We start from the raw sequence: 16,851 nt of genomic DNA, 5'->3' as shown, positions 1-16,851 counted from the left end.
ATCAACTCACTTAAACGCCACAATGGACACAAAGTTTAAAAAACGAAACCACGTGGTATGACGGGCAAAGCCCACCGCCGCCAAGCGCTCATGATGCGCCTCTAACGTGTCGGTCATCAGCACATTTTCAAGCGCATTGCGCTTACCGCTAATCTCAAGCTCACTATAGCCATTGGCGCGTTTAAAGTCGTAATAGCGCTCGACCAACCACGCGTCCTGCTGCTCATCAAAATCGTGTGTCTTTTCAGTCAATACCAAAATACCGCCCTCGCCAAGCGCGGCATGAATTTTATCCAATAAGGCGCGGCGGTCATCGGCAGGCAAAAACTGCAAGGTTAAATTTAAAATCACCATATCGCAAGGCTCAAGTTGCAGCGTGCGAATGTCCGCCGTCATTACCTCAATATCATGCTCAGGGTAATGCGTCTCAAGCAGCGTCTTGGCTTCCTCAGTCATCGCAGGCGACACATCGACCGCTTTGATTTGCAAATCGGTGGCCGCAAACTCGCCCGCCAGCGCCATACTTGCTGCCCCAAGCGAGCAGCCCAAATCATACACTCGGCTGACGCGGCGACCGTCCGCTGTCTGCTGCTGATAGCCGCAATGGCGCTTGGCAAAAATCGGCAACATCGCCAGCACCTGCCCATAGCCTGGCACGCTGCGGCGAATCATATCAGGAAAACACGCCACCACCTGCTCATCGAACGAAAAGCGCGCCGCCTTATCAAGTGGCGTGGTAAATAAAGTATCGTGCTCGGTCTGCGGGACAGCTTGCTCAGGCGCTAATGGATTCATAAAAAAGCTCGTATCATCGGACAATATCGGACAGGCGCGCAGCATGGGTACATACTGATGGTGACAGTCACCATGACCTTTAAAAAAGTATGCCCACCTATCAGTGACCTTGACGCCCCTTTTTACAAATAAGCGCAAATTGTCAGCGTGGCAGGTAGCAAAAGCCTAGTATAACATTACCGTTTGTTACTTAGCCCCCTGCACTGCCCTGATAAGCTAAATATCACTGTCGTATCGCGGTTGTCCACTTTGATTTACAGCCGCACTGTCCCAATATAATAAGTCTGACACAGTAAACAGCATGACCAATAAGACAGTTAAAACGACACCCACACACAAAAACTAGGACACATTATGCAAACCATTATTCTCGGCGGCGGCTGCTTTTGGTGCACCGAATCGGTATTTTTATCATTAAAAGGCGTGGATAGCGTCACCTCAGGCTACATGGGCGGCGATGCAGCCACAGCCAATTACCAAGCGGTATGCGGTGGCGATACCGGTCACATCGAAGTTATCAAAATTGATTTTGATGCCGACGTGATTCCGCTAGAGGTGATACTCGATGCGTTTTTTGCGACCCATGACCCCACGACCAAAGACCGTCAAGGCAACGATGTCGGCAGTCAGTACCGCAGCGTGGTCTTTTATACTGAAGAAGATCAAAAACCAACGGTTGACCGCACCATCAATAAGCTACGCGATATGGGCGTTAATGTGGTGACCGAAGTTCATCCTGCTGAGACCTTTTATCCTGCAGAAGACTATCATCAAGACTTTTTTAACAAAAACCCAGGTCAAGCCTATTGCAACTTTGCCATTCCGCCAAAGCTTGCCAAACTGCGTAAAGAGTTTAATAAATACATGACCAGTTAAGCAGTTATTTATAAATAAAATGTTTGTACCACCCCTCACCTTGCCCTGCGGCGGTGCATTTTAGCATCGCGCAGGGTTTTTTTATGACTGCTGCGGCAAGCCCAACCAAGATATATCCTGCCCGACCATATCCAAACAACCACAATGCTATCTGTCTGCTATCTCGCACCACGTTTTAATATGGTAACGGCGTACCGCTAATGCTTTAAATGTTTGTTGGTTTTCGCTACTCTTTTGTTACTTGTGTTTTTTATAGCAGTGATGCTTTTTATTGAGCGATTATAGGATATGGTTATGCGTTCATCTTCTTCATTTTCTTTCTCTGCGCTGGGTACGGCGATTGGCTTATTGACCATGAGCAGCGCGTATGCCGCAAGCCCACCTGCGCCTGACTTGTCCAATAGTGAGTTTCAGCAGTGTTTAAACGGACTTAAAAACAGCAGTCAATTTAATGGCGTATCGAACAGCACCTTTGAGCGCTATCGCCCAAGCGCGCCTGACCCCAGCGTGATTCAATCGCTCAACTATCAGCCCGAGTTTCGTAAAGACATTTGGGACTATCTGTCCTCACTCGTGGATAAAGAGCGCGTCGAAGACGGTATCCGCGCCAAGCACCAATGGGCAGACACCTTGCGCCGTATCGAGTCGCGCTATGGCGTAAAAAGTGAGCACGTGCTCGGCGTGTGGGGCGTGGAGTCGAACTTTGGACAGACACTCGGTAAAAAACCGCTGTTCGAATCGCTCGCGACCTTATCTTGTTTTGACCGCCGTCAAAGTTACTTTCGCGGTGAGTACGCCAATGCATTAAAAATCGTGCAAAACGGTGATATCAGCCCAAGCGATATGACGGGCTCATGGGCGGGTGCATTTGGGCAAACGCAGTTTATGCCGAGTACCTTTTTAGAGTTGGCGGTTGATTTTGATGGCGATGGTCGCCGCGACTTGGTAAACAGTGTGCCTGACGCGCTCGCCTCGACTGCCAATTTTTTATCAAAGCGCGGCTATCGCACAGGTGAGCCATGGGGCTATGAAGTGCGCTTGCCAGACGGCTACTGGGCAACCTCAAACCGTAAAGACAAAAAGTCCATGGATTACTGGCGTCAGCAGGGCTTAACGCTCGCGAACGGTCGCCCGCTCCCGTATGACTTGAGCAGTGCAGGGTTATTGTTGCCCGCAGGGAAAGAAGGTCCCGCTTTTTTGGTCGGTAAAAACTTCGATACTTTTTATTCGTATAACGCCTCAGAGAGCTATGCGTTGGCGATTGCACATCTATCGAGCTTGGTTGAAAAAGAAGACAGCAGCAAGACCGACTTTATCACCGCATGGCCGACCGATGACCCTGGTATCAGCCGTCAGCAAGCTAAAGACATTCAGCAGGCACTACTTGATGCAGGCTACGATATCGGCGGCGTCGATGGCATCATCGGTGACAACACGCGTACCGCCATCCAGCAGTATCAGACCAGCCGCGGCGTATTCCCTGCCGATGGCCGCGCAGGGCAAAAGTTTTATCGCCTCATCGTGGGTGATGCGCCCAGCCCTAACACCTATAACAGTGGCTACACCCCGCCTGCCCGCAGCGCTAACGACAGCATGGGACAGCTGATTGAGCAGCAAAGCACGCAAACGACCGTAACGCCAAGCTATAGCCAAAATAGCTACAGTCAGAACAATAACAGTCAAAGCTCATACAGCCAAAACAGCTATAGCAATCAACAAACCAGCCAACCACGCTATCGCCGCACGATGGATGCCGATGGGGTGATTCGTTTGGTACGTATTGATGATGGTGAGCAATAAGCCGTCTGCCTCGCTTTTATAACGCACAAAAAAAGGTCATACGTGATGTATGACCTTTTTTATTATTTGATGCTCATGGCTACTTTTATGCAAAAAATACCGATGCGACATTATACAAAGGGTGGTGGGTTCGGCTTACCTGTATCACCTGTCCAGTTTTCACGCGCTTTCTCATCTAAGTCTTCAGCAGTTTTTGGCTCCCACTTGCCGTTTTCTTTCCACGTGTCGTTGCCCCAGTCTTCTTTGGCTTGCTCTTCGTCCCAATCGCGATAGGCTTTGCTTGGGTCGATGCCGCGGCGCTTCATGTCCGCCACTTGTTCTTCTAGGGTATGGAACTGGTCAGCATCGTGCATGGTTTTTGACAACTCATCAATCTCTTTGTTTAGGGCATCGTGTTTTGGGTTGCTCATTATTCTCTCCTTAATCTTGCACTGCGTTTTAGGGCTTGTGATGCGCGGTGTTTATAACTGCACATCACGCACAATCAACGCCATGGGTATTCATTATCGTTGTTATAGGTGTTTTGAATGCGTGGGTTTATTATTCGATGTTTTGACACATGCCGCAAGGCAGGGCGCGTATAGTTTGTATTACAAAACGTAGCCCAGCGCCGCTTAACCTTGGTGCGCTATGGGGTGCTGTGCTAGCCATTTAGGATAAGCGCGCGTTACCGCCCCTCTTCGTACTGCTTTCTGGCATAAAAGGTGACTTTCCACAGCTCTTTTGAGATGCGGCTGTTGGAGGGCGCCATCAGCTCAATCCAGTTGGCTGTAATCAGATAGCGCTGTAGGCGTGTCAGGTCATCAGGGACGATTTGGCAACGGGAGACGGCGTGTACTCTGGGCATCATTTGCTTGATGTCGCGATCTGCTTTAGGCGCAATCAGATTGTTAATAGCATTTTGCAGACCATATTTGGAGAAGGCGGAAGGGATATGGATGAGCGCGCCTAGAATGTCGCGCCATGTAAACGTGATGTTCATACGCATGTCGGTCAAGTTGCCGCCTTCGTATGCTTGCGCGGTGTATTCCATACGAAAGGTGTCTTCAAGCCCCAAGATTTCTGTCACGTTGTCCACGGAGCTGCTGTGCTCTTGCGTCCTTATGCTGTCTTGGTCTTTGGTGATGATATAGCTTTGACGGTTGTTTTTATAAGTGGTGTTTAGATGCGGGGCAAGCGATGCATGGCTAGGCGCAGATGTCGATGGCACGTCGCTGCCTTGTACCCAGCCGACGGCAGCGTGTTTTTCGACCATATTGTCAAAGGCATAGCTGAGCAGCTGCATCATGTCTGTTTCGGCATCGTAGTAGTACACGCGGTGTGCCTGCTGCTCGACCAGACGCATAAAGTCCTGTAGCTGACGACTGATGTCCAGCTCATCGCTTTGGGTTTTTATCAGCACCATCATCGGCTTCATTTTTGCCTTGGCGCTCAGATAACTGAGGTGCATTTGGCTGACGCCAATTTTGTGCGTGGTGCCGTAGCTGTCGCCCACGATGACCATGGTATAGTCGCAGGCATCGATGCACTGGCGGCTGTAGAGGGTCGCTGTTGGAATCTGACTGGAGATATCATAGGTCAAAAATGCCCGCGATTGAAAGAATATCGCCACTTCTTCTAACAGATGCAACTGATCGTTAGCAGCACATATAACGTGAATATGATAGCGACGTTGGGACACGATGACCTCTATAATCCAGTAAAATCTCTCAAATAGCGCACAAATATCTTATTCTAAGGGCGATAGCCTAGCATAATATCTGCCGATTGTTATGCTTTTATGTCTATTTTATATTAAAACCTTGCTATAAACATGGTTATTGACAGACAACACATCCATATCAGCATCAGGCATCATTCTGCGTGTGCGCCAAGCACCGCAATCGGCACTGAAGATTCCAGCAGGCGCTCAACCACTTGCAGCAATCCGTCATCGTATCTGCTGGCATAAAAGGCTAAGACATGCCCTGACAAAGGCACGTCTTGATTGGGCGCAAGCAGACCCCGCTCTGCCAATAAGTGCTGTACGCGGGCGGCAATCGCTTGCCCAGAATCCAGCACTTGCATCGTCAGACCTGCTTTATCAATCTCATGGTACAAAAAATTTTTAAAAAAAGGATAATGCGTGCAGCCGAGTATTAAGCTGTCGATACCCAAACTGTCAAAGGTCTTGAGCTGCTCACGCAACCGCGTCGCCGTCGGATCCTCTTCAGGCATACCCGCCTCGACCCACGGCACAAGCAGCGGGTCAAAATACTTAACCACCGTTACCCCTGCAGGCGTGGCAACGGTATCAATCACTTGCGCCAATAGCGCGCCATTCAAGGTGGCCTTGGTCGCCAGTACCGCCACGCGTTTGGTACGACTGGCGCGCACCGCAGGTTTGAGCGCAGGTACCAAGCCCACGATAGGCAGCTGTGGGTAGAGCGCGCGCGCCGTATCAAGTGCATGCGCCGACGCGCTGTTGCACGCCATTACCACCAGTTTGCAGCCGCGCCGATACAGCCAGTCGACCGCGCGCAGTGTTAGGTTTTCGATGTCTTTACCATCGCGGCTGCCATAAGGCACATGCAGCGTGTCGGCGTAATAGATATAGCGCTCTGCAGGCAGCGCTTTTGCCAAATGCTGATACACCGACAGTCCGCCCACCCCTGAATCAAACAATCCAATGGGCGCATGCGGCGCTGGGGCTTGCGTCACCGCGGGCGTGTCAACTAAGGGGCTAAGGGTCGGTGCTGTCATCAATCGCGATTATCCATCAATACTACAAAACGTGCATGCAAACAAGTACATACTGCCGCAAAAAAGGCGTATTTTAGCATTTTTTATACGTATAAGTGCTTTGTCATCAGCGTCCTTTCACGCATGATATAAAGCCCGCCGCCAGATTAGTCCGCAGGCATGCCAATCTCATAACGCACGCCGCCACTATCAAGCAGTAGCACCGTTTGCCCTGCCTTCTCGACCAAGTCGCCAAGCTCAATCAGATGATAAAACACTGAGCGTGCGATGAGGGCTTCGAGGTTATGGCGCACAAGGATATACGGCTGCACCGCATCGTTGTCCCGCGCGCGCAGGGTAATGAGGTGCGCGTCATTGAGTCGAAACACATCTTCGGTACTGCTCGTAAACTCCAGCCACTGTACGCCATCCTCCATCACGACACCGACATCTTGGATGTATAGCGGCGCATCATCAACACGGATATACAGCTTTTGTACTGGGGTTTTTAGATAGTATCTGTCCGCGCCCTCATCATCGACTTCTTTACCCAAGATACTGGCAAACAAGCTGACCAGTGCGGGACGCTCGATTTTGCGTCCCTCATGCCACCACTCGCCGTTGGCTTTGATGTGCATGTCCATCGTCGCCACCTCAGTAGGATGCCATTTTTCAAGGGGCGGTATGCGGCGGCTCGTTGCTGTTTCACTGGTTTTTAGATAGCGGCTTAGGGTGTCCAAATCAGGGGCAGCATTTGCGGCATTGTCGGCATGACTCATGACCTGTTTCCTTACGATTATGGTGAGAATGTATCTAAAGTGACTATTGATTTTAGTTTGGGGTATGATGAGGCATTGACTGTCTGCCTGTTATGTCCTTAACCCTTACCTTAGCACCATTACCGCGCAATGCGTATCGTGTTTGTAAAGGGTTTCTTTTATAATAGGTAAGCACAACCTATCTATGACCATGTGGATACTGTCTTTTGAGTCACCGATTGTGGTACGTCTGCTGTATAAAAGCCGTTAAGATAAAAACCTACCTGCCAGCGGGTGGTACGTCATCTGATACGGGAAGAGGCTACCCACGCTACAAAAGGTATCCGTCATGTAGACAACGGATGTTATCACCATGCACATGGTCGCCGCACAGAAGCCACTAAACGTTTAGGAGTAGCTATGCAAGAGCAAGACAAGCCAACGTACGCCACGGGGTCAGACACCGCTCACACAGACGCCCCCATCGACACCCAGCCAGTCGCTGCTGAGCCTGAAATCGAACGGGAATCCATGGAGTTTGATGTGGTGATTGTCGGCGGTGGTCCCGCTGGTTTATCTGCCGCCATCCGCCTGCGCCAGTTGGCCATCGAGGCGGGCAATGACGAGTTTATGGTCTGTGTGGTCGAAAAAGGCTCTGAATTTGGCGCACATACTCTATCAGGAGCCGTGATTGAAACCCGCGCTTTGGACGAGTTGATTCCTGACTGGAAAGAAAAAGGCGCGCCAATTAATGTGCCTGTCACCGAAGACCGTGTGTATATGCTCAAATCAGAGACCAAAGCGGTGCAGCTCCCTGACGCTATCGTACCAAGCACCTTGCACAACGATGGCAACTACATCGTCTCGCTCGGCAATGTGGTGCGCTGGCTTGCGCAACAAGCTGAAGAGCTGGAAGTCATGATGTTCCCAGGCTTTCCTGCCTCAGACATTTTGTACAACGATGACGGCTCGGTCAAAGGCGTACTGACAGGCGATATGGGTGTGGCGGCAGACGGCAGTGAAAAGTCCAGCTTTGAGCCAGGCTACGAGCTTTTGGCAAAATATACCGTGTTTGCCGAAGGCTGCCGTGGTCACTTGGGCAAGCGCTTGATCAGCCGCTTTAGTCTGGATAAAGGTCGCGACCCGCAGCATTATGCCATTGGTCTTAAAGAGCTGTGGGAAGTACCTGAGGCTCAGCACGAGCAAGGCGTGGTCATGCACGGCTCAGGCTGGCCGCTCAGCGACACAGGCACCTCAGGTGGCTGGTGGTTGTATTTTGATGAAAACAACCAAGTCAGCTTTGGTATCGTTATTGACCTGTCGTACTCAAACCCTTATATGTCGCCCTTTGACGAGCTGCAACGTCTCAAGCTGCATCCTATCATTCGTAAAGTATTAGAAGGCGGCAAGCGCATCTCGTACGGCGCGCGCGCATTGGTTAAAGGCGGTCTGAATTCCTTACCCAAGCTGTCGTTCCCAGGTGGCGTGTTGGTCGGTGACAATGCAGGCTTCTTAAACCCTGCCAAAATCAAAGGCACGCACACCTCTATCAAGTCAGGCATGCTCGCTGCCGAAGCGGTGTTTGAAGCACTGCAAGAAGGGCGCGCGCACGATGACGTCATCAACTACGCCACCATGTACCGCAAATCATGGCTGTATCAAGACAACTACGAAGCACGTAACTTTGCCCCTGCCATGTACCGTATGGGTAAATGGATGGGCGGCGCGTTTAACTTCGTCGAGCACAACCTGTTGGGCGGCAAAATGCCGTTGACCATTCATGACACCTTGCGTGACTATGATCAGCTGGAGCGCGCGGCACATGCCTATCAGCCCAACTACCCAAAAGCGGATGGCAAGCTGACCTTTGATAAGCTGTCATCGGTGTTCATCTCTAACACCAACCACGCTGAAGACCAGCCCGTGCACCTTAAGCTAACTGACAAGACCGTGCCCATCTCCATCAACCTACCGCTGTATGCCGAGCCTGCGCGCTTGTACTGCCCAGCAGGGGTTTATGAAGTAGTCACCGATGCCGAAGGCGCGCGCTTTGTTATCAACGCACAAAACTGCGTCCACTGCAAAACCTGTGACATCAAAGACCCATCACAGAACATCACATGGGTGACACCAGAAGGCGGCGGCGGTCCCAACTACCCCAACATGTAAGACAAGACAGCCATTATTATCGTCACAAAAAAACCGCGCTATCAATAGCGCGGTTTTTTATAAACACCTTCTAAAGCCATCAAACAATCAGTCCGTCCACGCATCGCGGTTGGCTTCGTCTTTGAGCTTCACAAACTGGTCAGGGTCAAATTTGATTTTGTCCGCCGACTTGCCTTCTTTTAGCTGACGCTCGTAGTCACGCAGCACGCGCAGCGCCACAGGCGATAGGAAAATAATAGCGCCCAAGTTGACCAGCGCCATCAAGCCCATCGACAAATCCGCAAAGTTCCAAATCGCAGGCAGGCTGGCGACCGAGCCGACAAAAACCATACCGAGCACCAAGAAACGGAAAATCATAATCATGCCTTTGGCATTCTTCTTACCTGAGATGAACTCAAGGTTCGACTCACCATAGCTGTAGTTGGCAATGATAGAGGTGAACGAAAAGAAGAAAATCGCAATCGCCACGAAAATGATACCCAGATTGCCCACATACTGCGACAAGGCGAGCTGCGTGAGCTGAATGCCTGTCTGCTCAGAGCTGGGATCTACGACGCCTGACAAGATGATGATGGACGCAGTCGCTGTACAGATGACCAAGGTATCGATAAACACGCCGAGCATCTGCATAAAGCCCTGTACTGCAGGGTGGTCAGGATGGCTTTTTGCAGTTGCTGCCGCATTCGGCGCAGAGCCCATACCTGCTTCGTTTGAGAACAGACCACGCTTGATACCATTAATCATCGCCTGCGCAATGCCATAACCCAATACACCGCCCGCCGCTTGTTCAAAACCAAAGGCCGACTTCACAATATGAGCAACTGCGGCTGGGAACTGGCTAAAGTTAGTCACGATGATAAACAGGGCGAGCAACACATACAAAATCGCCATGACCGGTACAATTTTACCTGCAATACGCGCCACCGAGCGCAAACCACCGAAGACGACAGGCGCGACTAAGACGACCAATAACAGACCCGTTGCCCATGTCGGTACGCCAAAGGCTTCGTGCGTGGCTTGGGCGATGGTGTTTGACTGTACGCCATTGAATGCCAAACCAAAAGCAATCAGCAGACACACCGAAAAGAAAATCGCAAGCGCACGGCTGCCCAAACCTTTTTCGATATAGTAGGCAGGGCCACCGCGATAAACATTGTCCGTATGCGGCACCTTGTACGCCTGTGCAAGCGTCGATTCAATAAAGCTCGTGGACATGCCAACAATCGCGGTAATCCACATCCAAAACACCGCACCTGGACCACCCAAATAAATGGCAATCGCCACACCCGCAAGGTTACCCGTACCAACACGTGCTGCCAGTGAGGTCATCAAGGCTTCAAATGAGCTGATACCACCATCTTTACGCCCTTGGTTGGACACGCGCAGCAGTTTCCACATGTGCCCAAAATGACGAAACTGAATAAAACGCGTCGCCACCGTAAAGTACAAGCCCGTACCAATCAAAATGAACATCAGCAGCCCATACCAAGGATTGCTGGCGATGAACCAATTGTCGTTACCCCAGATGATACCGACCCCGAAGCCGACCAACTCATTAAACCATCTTACTATTTCTTGACCCATATTTTTCCCTTCATTTACTGTTGAGTGTAACAGCAGCACGCACTTCGCCTAGCCCCGAGGCGGTCAATCCTCTGAGCTGATAGGTACATACTTTTCAGGGTCGATAGGCATAAAAGGGTGCATGACACTCATATGCGTATCAACCTATCTTGCGCTTTTTCTCTAGCGCTGCTGTGGCGGTATTCTAACCGAACACGCTTGATTTCGCTCTTCAAGTTTTCATTAATTACGCGTTTTTTTTAACAAAACACATACATGAAGCGGATTTTTTACCACAGACTTCACCATTGCATGTCATAGAATAAAAACTCATTGATTACTTTTGTACGTTAACTTATCTAAAAACAACACATATTCTTGATTACAGATATAAATCATAAAATTTTGCCTATAAATTTACCAATAGACAAACAATAACAATGACTTAGCTTTGTGCGCGTTATAGCACGAACAAAGCGACAATCCTACCCACAATCCCCATTAAAAATCACGCTAAAAAAGATGACTCACCAATCCAATATAAAAGTTGTGGCGACAAATCAGATAGCGTATAAAAGGAATAACTTAAAATAAGTTTGTACTTTATTTGAGTATCAAGCGTTACATTAAAATACATGGAATGTGATTAATGCTGCGTGAATGATGGTTGAAGCCTGTACTACAGCCATGTATTTTCTCGATTATTCTGCTTTTTTGTAAGACAAAAGGAGTTGTCGTATGCAAAATGAAAATGATCCCTCAGGCTATTGGCGTGCCAATGTCCGACTTATCCTCATCTGCTTGGTCTTCTGGGCGCTCTGCTCATACGGCTGCGCGATTCTTCTACGCCCGTTGCTCTCAGGTATCGCCGTTGGTGGTACAGATCTTGGCTTCTGGTTTGCCCAACAAGGCTCTATTGCTTCGTTTATTGTGCTCACGTTCTTTTATGCGTGGCGGATGAATAAACTTGATAAGCAATACGGCCTAGACGAGGAGTAGACCCATGAGTCAATTTGTCATTAACCTGATTTTTGTAGGGCTGTCTTTTGCCTTGTATTTTGGTATTGCTATTTGGGCGCGTGCTGGCTCAACCAGTGATTTTTATGTCGCAGGCGGCGGGGTGCACCCTGTACTAAACGGTATGGCCACAGGTGCGGACTGGATGAGTGCGGCGTCATTCATCTCTATGGCGGGTCTACTCGCTGCAGGCGGCTATGGCGCGTCATCGTATCTGATGGGCTGGACAGGTGGCTATGTGCTACTCGCCATGTTGCTTGCCCCTTACCTGCGTAAATTTGGCAAGTTCACTGTGCCTGATTTTATCGGTGACCGCTTTTATTCTAAAACCGCTGCGATGGTGGCAGTGGCTTGTTTGATTATTGCCTCGACCACGTATGTTATCGGTCAGATGACTGGTGCAGGTGTGGCGTTCTCACGCTTTTTGGAAGTGGAGAGCAACACAGGCTTGATTATTGCTGCGTTTGTGGTGTTCTTTTACGCCGTTCTTGGCGGTATGAAAGGCATTACCTATACGCAGGTCGCTCAGTATGTGGTGTTGATTGTCGCTTATACCATTCCTGCAGTGTTTATTTCACTTGAGCTGACAGGCAACCCGATTCCAGGTTTGGGCTTGTTCTCAACCCATACAGAATCAGGCTTACCGCTACTGACCAAGCTTGACCAAGTGGTGACTGACTTGGGCTTTGCGTCTTATACCGCAGATGTACCTAATAAGCTGAACATGGTGCTCTTTACCTTGTCCTTGATGGTCGGTACTGCAGGTCTACCGCACGTCATCATTCGCTTTTTCACCGTACCCAAAGTTGCAGACGCACGCTGGTCAGCAGGCTGGGCGCTGGTCTTTATTGCCCTACTCTACTTTACCGCACCTGCGGTCGGTGCAATGGCTCGATTGAATCTGATTGACACCATCTACCCACAAGGCACCTCTGAGCCTGCCATCAATTATGAGCAGCGTCCTGACTGGATGCAGACGTGGGAACAGACAGGTCTGATTAAATATAACGATTTAAATGGCGATGGCCGAATTCAGCTGTATAATGACAGCGGTTTGGGCGCAGCTGAGCTGGCATTGACCAATGCACAGACCGAAGGCGGTGATGTTGGCGCAGCAACGACAGCGGTTGAGACCGCAAGAGCGGCGCATGACTTAGAAAATGACGGCCGCTTTGCTGATGCAGGCTGGGCAGGCAACGAGCTGGATGTAAACAACGATATCCTCGTACTCGCCAACCCTGAGATTGCACAGCTACCACCATGGGTTGTTGGTTTGATTGCGGCAGGTGGTTTGGCAGCAGCATTGTCTACTGCAGCAGGTCTACTGCTTGCCATTTCGTCCGCCATCAGTCATGATTTGATTAAAGGTCATTTTAACCCAAACATCACGGATAAAGGCGAGCTGATGGCAGCACGTATTTCTATGGGTGTGGCGATTGTGATTGCAACGTGGTTGGGGATGAATCCACCAGGGTTTGCCGCGCAGGTGGTGGCATTGGCCTTTGGTATTGCTGGTGCATCTTTGTTCCCAGCGCTGATGATGGGTATTTTCTCCAAACGTATCAATAACGTCGGTGCGATTGCGGGTATGTTGACTGGTTTGATTACCACGCTGGTGTACATCTTTATGTACAAAGGCTGGTTCTTCATCGCAGGCACCGCGAACTTGCCTGACACTGAAGCGTATTGGATGCTTGGTATCTCGCCATTATCATTCGGTGCTATTGGTGCGCTATTGAACTTTATCGTAGCGTTTGCGGTGTCTTACAGCACCAAAGCCCCACCGATTGAAGTACAAGAATTGGTTGAGAGCGTACGCTACCCACGCGGTGCAGGCGGCGCGGTTGACCACTAAGAAATAAGACAGCGACTGATCGTTTGTATCACTCACAAGTCACAGTCGCTTGTGAGTGATTTTTTATTTTCTCTTGTTGTTATCATCAAGGACGATGCGGTTGTCACAACCGACGATATAAGGGATGATCGTTATGATTTATGAATTTATTGCCACCATGACCGCAGGTTTTGGCTTGGCGGGCTTGGCACTGATTATTACCCATCTTAGCAAACTTGCAGGCAAACGCACGCCCAAATGGCTGATTCCGCTGTTTGCTGCGATTGGTATTTTTTCTTTTCAAATCCATCAAGAATACAGCTGGTACGACCAACAAGCCGCCCAGTTGCCAAAAGGTGTCAAGGTCATTAAGACCGTTGAGGACAGCACGTGGTTCCGTCCTTGGTCATATATTAAGCCGCAAACGGTGCGCTTTATGGCCGTCGACAGTCGTCGCAGCGCCTCTAAGACCACCCCTCAGCTGCATTTGGTCAATCTGTATCTGTTTGAGCGGCGCATGAGTATTCAGCAGATTCCTCAAGTGATTGATTGCCGTACGCCTGCGCGTGCTGACTATTTGGCAGCCGTCACCCCCGACAGCAACGCTGATGCACGCAACAACCAAGCCACGCGCTGGTATCAGCTGACTACCGATGACCCTCTGTATCTGAACGTCTGCACTACGAGCACAAGCGATGCCGCTTAATATCGGCGCATGGGGCGGTACTCGTGCTTGGAGTTTGCGCCCAAAATCACCCCCGCGCACAGCCCACCAAAGTGCGCGGCAAACGATACGCCTGGCTGCGGCATAAGCCCTTGCTTAATCGTCAGCCAGTAGCCTGCTCCCATAATGACACACGCCAATAAATAGCCCCAGCGCTTGGCAAACAACGCGCCACCAATCATAAACCCCAGCATCGCAAAACACAGACCCGACGCGCCAATATGAATTGACATGGGCGAGCCAATCAGCCACGTCATCACCCCAGAGGCGACCATCAGCTTGACCACCGTGCGGTAAGCATTGTTTTCAAACAAGCCAAATAAAAACAAAATCTGCAACAAGACCAGCGTATTGCCCAATAAATGCGCAAAGTTGCCATGCATCGTCCACGACGCAAAAATACCCACAATGCTACGCACATCCAGCACGCGCGGGGCGATACCAAATGCATGCCAGAACCCAAACAGCAGCACCTTATTAATCACAAACATCGCCCACATCGGCACAAGCACAAACGCATACAGCCCAATCACTTGCTGTAATCGGCTCAGTACCAAGGTGAAAAAAGGGTGTAGCTGCATGCATACTCCTATCTTAAGACGACTTTTTAATTGTCTGACGGCTGTCTTTGGCGATTTTATTTAGCCGATTTAGACTTGCGGCGCGTCATCTACCGTATCTGTGGGCAAAAATGCTAATAACGGCGACGCCTCAGCGATGGGCGTATAGTCTTGCTGGTTTAATTGCGAGGTTGAATGATAGGGTACCAAAGCCGAGGGCACAAAATCACGCGCCGCATCGATATGCTTGATAGAGTCATCAAAGAAAATATGCGGGGCGAATGTTTTGAGTACCGAGGTTTTATCCAGCCCCCCCAAAAAAAACGCCATGTCGACATTCACGCCCCACTCGCGCAGCGTCTTAATCGCACGCAAATCAGCAGGCGCATTACGCGCAGTAACGAGCGCAATACTAATCGGACTGTGCTGCATACGCGCTGGCAAATTTTGCTGCAAATGTGACAGCTTAATCAGCAGCTCAGCATACGGTCCTTTTTCAATGGGTAAATCACGCATCTTATCTTCGCGCTCATGAAACGCACGCAGACCCTGCTGTTTGTACAATAGCTCGCCTGAATTATCAAACAACACCGCGTCACCGTCAAAGGCTATACGCAGCTGATGCGTGTCTAATTGATAGGTATTCACTGGTGTGGCGTCCAAAATAGCACAAGCGCAAATATCGGCATCGGTCACTTGCTGCGCGTCTTCACGATTGGTCGTTAAAAATAAATCGACGTTAAAATCAGCGATATAAGGCGCCACCGAACTGCCTGAAATAAACGCGGAACGAGAGATATTTAAACCATGCTCACGTATGGCATTTAACACCTGAATGCCCGTATCTGGGCTGCTCTTTGAGACAATCACCACCTCAACCAGTGGCGCTTCGGTTTCGTAATCGGTTTGCGCGTAACTGTTCAGGTGCAACAGCGCCTTAATCAAAGGATAGCCCGCCCCCGTCTGTAACGGCTCATCTTCGCGTGCTGCCATATACTCGCGGAACGTCTTGATCGCGGTCTCTGGCGTCTCTTGTAGTAATTGCGCCAAGTAGTTTTCGGACGCCGACAAATCAAACAACGCCGTCGCCGATATGGCCACAATCAAGGTATTAGAAAAATCAACAGCCATAAGTCAAACACTCAAATCAAAATAAAAACATCATAAACCGTTTTTATCCCTTATCACCAGTAGCGCATCGTATCTGATGGTTAACGCTACTAAAAACTTTAAATGATTTTTTTAAAGTGACGCGCCAAATCCTAAACGAAAAAAAGACCGCAAACGCGGTCTCCTTTTTTAAATATGAGATTAGCTGATATCAGTAGCCTCATCGATAACAAAGCTAACAATCATAATCACATGATATTTGTCAATCTTGCCATCGGTCACGCCGACTTTTTGTTCTTTTACCCACGCGCCTTGGACATTTTTTACGGTCTCAGCGACACGGGCAACGCCTTTTTGGATTGCGTCTTCAAAGCTTGTACTTGAGGTACTGCTGATTTCGATATTCTTTGCAATGCTCATAATGGTATCCTTTTTTATACGTTATCAATATATCTAATTAAAAATAACTAAACTTGTTCGTGAATCACTTATTCAGTATAACGCAGACATATAAGGATAGTAGTCGTCTCATGTAGCATTGCGTCATGTATTGACAGTAGTGCCATGTCTGATATGTAGTACAGGTACCACTAATGTAAAAAATATGACTATTGGAATAAAAAATATTGGGTATATGAACTGATATTAAAACCAAACCAAAAAAAAGCCCCCAATCAGCAGATTGGGGGCTTTTTAAGTATAAGGAGCTGACGATGACCTACTCTCACATGGGCGAACCACACTACCATTGGCGCTACGATGTTTCACTTCTGAGTTCGGGAAGGGATCAGGTGGTTCCATCGTGCTATTGTCGTCAGCAAAGGGGGTTAGATATGAGTCTTGTTGAATCAAGCTATATGGTGATATCGATTTTATCTTAACTTACAAGATAGATTCATGATTGACATACAAACCACTTGGGTG

General features: G+C 49.4%; 15 protein-coding genes and 1 rRNA gene. 6 read left to right on the top strand and 10 right to left on the bottom strand.

Annotated features, from left to right (window positions below):
- Nucleotides 1-6: 6 nt before the first annotated feature.
- A complete protein-coding gene (gene cmoA / locus JMW05_RS07630; RefSeq protein WP_201504717.1) occupies nt 7-795 on the bottom strand; it encodes a carboxy-S-adenosyl-L-methionine synthase CmoA in 789 nt (262 codons plus the stop codon).
- 354 nt (nt 796-1,149) lie between these two features.
- Here cmoA and msrA point away from each other — a divergent pair, with 354 nt between their 5' ends.
- Both msrA and JMW05_RS07620 read left to right on the top strand, forming a co-directional pair.
- Nucleotides 1,150-1,671 (top strand): peptide-methionine (S)-S-oxide reductase MsrA, encoded by a 522-nt coding sequence (gene msrA / locus JMW05_RS07625; RefSeq protein WP_201504716.1) that lies wholly within the window; start codon nt 1,150-1,152, stop codon nt 1,669-1,671.
- 294 nt (nt 1,672-1,965) lie between these two features.
- Nucleotides 1,966-3,471 (top strand): lytic murein transglycosylase, encoded by a 1,506-nt coding sequence (locus tag JMW05_RS07620; RefSeq protein ID WP_201504715.1) that lies wholly within the window; start codon nt 1,966-1,968, stop codon nt 3,469-3,471.
- Between the two features lie 110 nt (nt 3,472-3,581).
- Here JMW05_RS07620 and JMW05_RS07615 read toward each other — a convergent pair whose 3' ends face one another.
- The 4 genes from JMW05_RS07615 to JMW05_RS07600 all read right to left on the bottom strand — a co-directional run bounded on the left by JMW05_RS07615 (nt 3,582) and on the right by JMW05_RS07600 (nt 6,971).
- The gene (locus JMW05_RS07615; RefSeq protein WP_201504714.1) at nt 3,582-3,881 is read right to left on the bottom strand and encodes a hypothetical protein; all 300 of its coding nucleotides are present in this window, start codon (nt 3,879-3,881) and stop codon (nt 3,582-3,584) included.
- Between the two features lie 257 nt (nt 3,882-4,138).
- Nucleotides 4,139-5,152, bottom strand: coding sequence for a DUF4062 domain-containing protein (locus JMW05_RS07610; protein WP_201504713.1), 1,014 nt, complete (start codon nt 5,150-5,152; stop codon nt 4,139-4,141).
- Between the two features lie 173 nt (nt 5,153-5,325).
- Nucleotides 5,326-6,213 (bottom strand): glutamate racemase, encoded by an 888-nt coding sequence (gene murI, locus JMW05_RS07605; protein WP_201504712.1) that lies wholly within the window; start codon nt 6,211-6,213, stop codon nt 5,326-5,328.
- A 146-nt stretch (nt 6,214-6,359) separates the two neighbouring features.
- On the bottom strand, nt 6,360-6,971 hold the full coding sequence (locus JMW05_RS07600; protein ID WP_201504711.1) for a DUF1285 domain-containing protein: 612 nt from the start codon (nt 6,969-6,971) through the stop codon (nt 6,360-6,362).
- 510 nt (nt 6,972-7,481) lie between these two features.
- Here JMW05_RS07600 and JMW05_RS07595 point away from each other — a divergent pair.
- On the top strand, nt 7,482-9,119 hold the full coding sequence (locus JMW05_RS07595) for an electron transfer flavoprotein-ubiquinone oxidoreductase (protein WP_227691556.1): 1,638 nt from the start codon (nt 7,482-7,484) through the stop codon (nt 9,117-9,119).
- A gap of 87 nt (nt 9,120-9,206) precedes the next feature.
- On the opposite strand, the gene JMW05_RS07590 is transcribed toward JMW05_RS07595, so the two are convergent.
- Complete coding sequence (locus JMW05_RS07590; protein WP_201504709.1) at nt 9,207-10,703, bottom strand: alanine/glycine:cation symporter family protein; 1,497 nt, start codon at nt 10,701-10,703, stop codon at nt 9,207-9,209.
- Nucleotides 10,704-11,420: 717 nt separating this feature from the next.
- Here JMW05_RS07590 and JMW05_RS07585 point away from each other — a divergent pair.
- From JMW05_RS07585 to JMW05_RS07575, 3 genes are all read left to right on the top strand, one after another.
- A complete protein-coding gene (locus tag JMW05_RS07585) occupies nt 11,421-11,681 on the top strand; it encodes a DUF4212 domain-containing protein (RefSeq protein ID WP_201504708.1) in 261 nt (86 codons plus the stop codon).
- A 4-nt stretch (nt 11,682-11,685) separates the two neighbouring features.
- A complete protein-coding gene (locus JMW05_RS07580; RefSeq protein ID WP_201504707.1) occupies nt 11,686-13,554 on the top strand; it encodes a sodium:solute symporter family protein in 1,869 nt (622 codons plus the stop codon).
- Nucleotides 13,555-13,687: 133 nt separating this feature from the next.
- The gene (locus JMW05_RS07575; protein ID WP_201504706.1) at nt 13,688-14,239 is read left to right on the top strand and encodes a hypothetical protein; all 552 of its coding nucleotides are present in this window, start codon (nt 13,688-13,690) and stop codon (nt 14,237-14,239) included.
- Here the strand turns inward: JMW05_RS07575 and JMW05_RS07570 are convergent.
- The 4 genes from JMW05_RS07570 to rrf all read right to left on the bottom strand — a co-directional run bounded on the left by JMW05_RS07570 (nt 14,236) and on the right by rrf (nt 16,746).
- Entirely contained in the window at nt 14,236-14,838 is a 603-nt protein-coding gene (locus tag JMW05_RS07570; RefSeq protein ID WP_201504705.1) for a rhomboid family intramembrane serine protease, read from the bottom strand. The two genes, JMW05_RS07575 and JMW05_RS07570, sit on opposite strands and share 4 nt — an antisense overlap.
- A 69-nt stretch (nt 14,839-14,907) precedes the next feature.
- Nucleotides 14,908-15,948, bottom strand: coding sequence for a 5'-nucleotidase (locus tag JMW05_RS07565; RefSeq protein ID WP_201504704.1), 1,041 nt, complete (start codon nt 15,946-15,948; stop codon nt 14,908-14,910).
- A gap of 180 nt (nt 15,949-16,128) precedes the next feature.
- Nucleotides 16,129-16,347 (bottom strand): dodecin family protein, encoded by a 219-nt coding sequence (locus JMW05_RS07560; protein ID WP_201504703.1) that lies wholly within the window; start codon nt 16,345-16,347, stop codon nt 16,129-16,131.
- Nucleotides 16,348-16,632: 285 nt separating this feature from the next.
- Nucleotides 16,633-16,746 (bottom strand): 5S ribosomal RNA (gene rrf, locus JMW05_RS07555).
- Nucleotides 16,747-16,851 lie beyond the last annotated feature (105 nt).

The organism is Psychrobacter aestuarii, from assembly GCF_904846035.1.
Taxonomy (GTDB): Bacteria; Pseudomonadota; Gammaproteobacteria; order Pseudomonadales; family Moraxellaceae; genus Psychrobacter; species Psychrobacter aestuarii.
The sequence above is the reverse complement of the archived record's forward strand: the minus strand, read 5'-3'. Positions and strand labels throughout refer to the sequence as shown.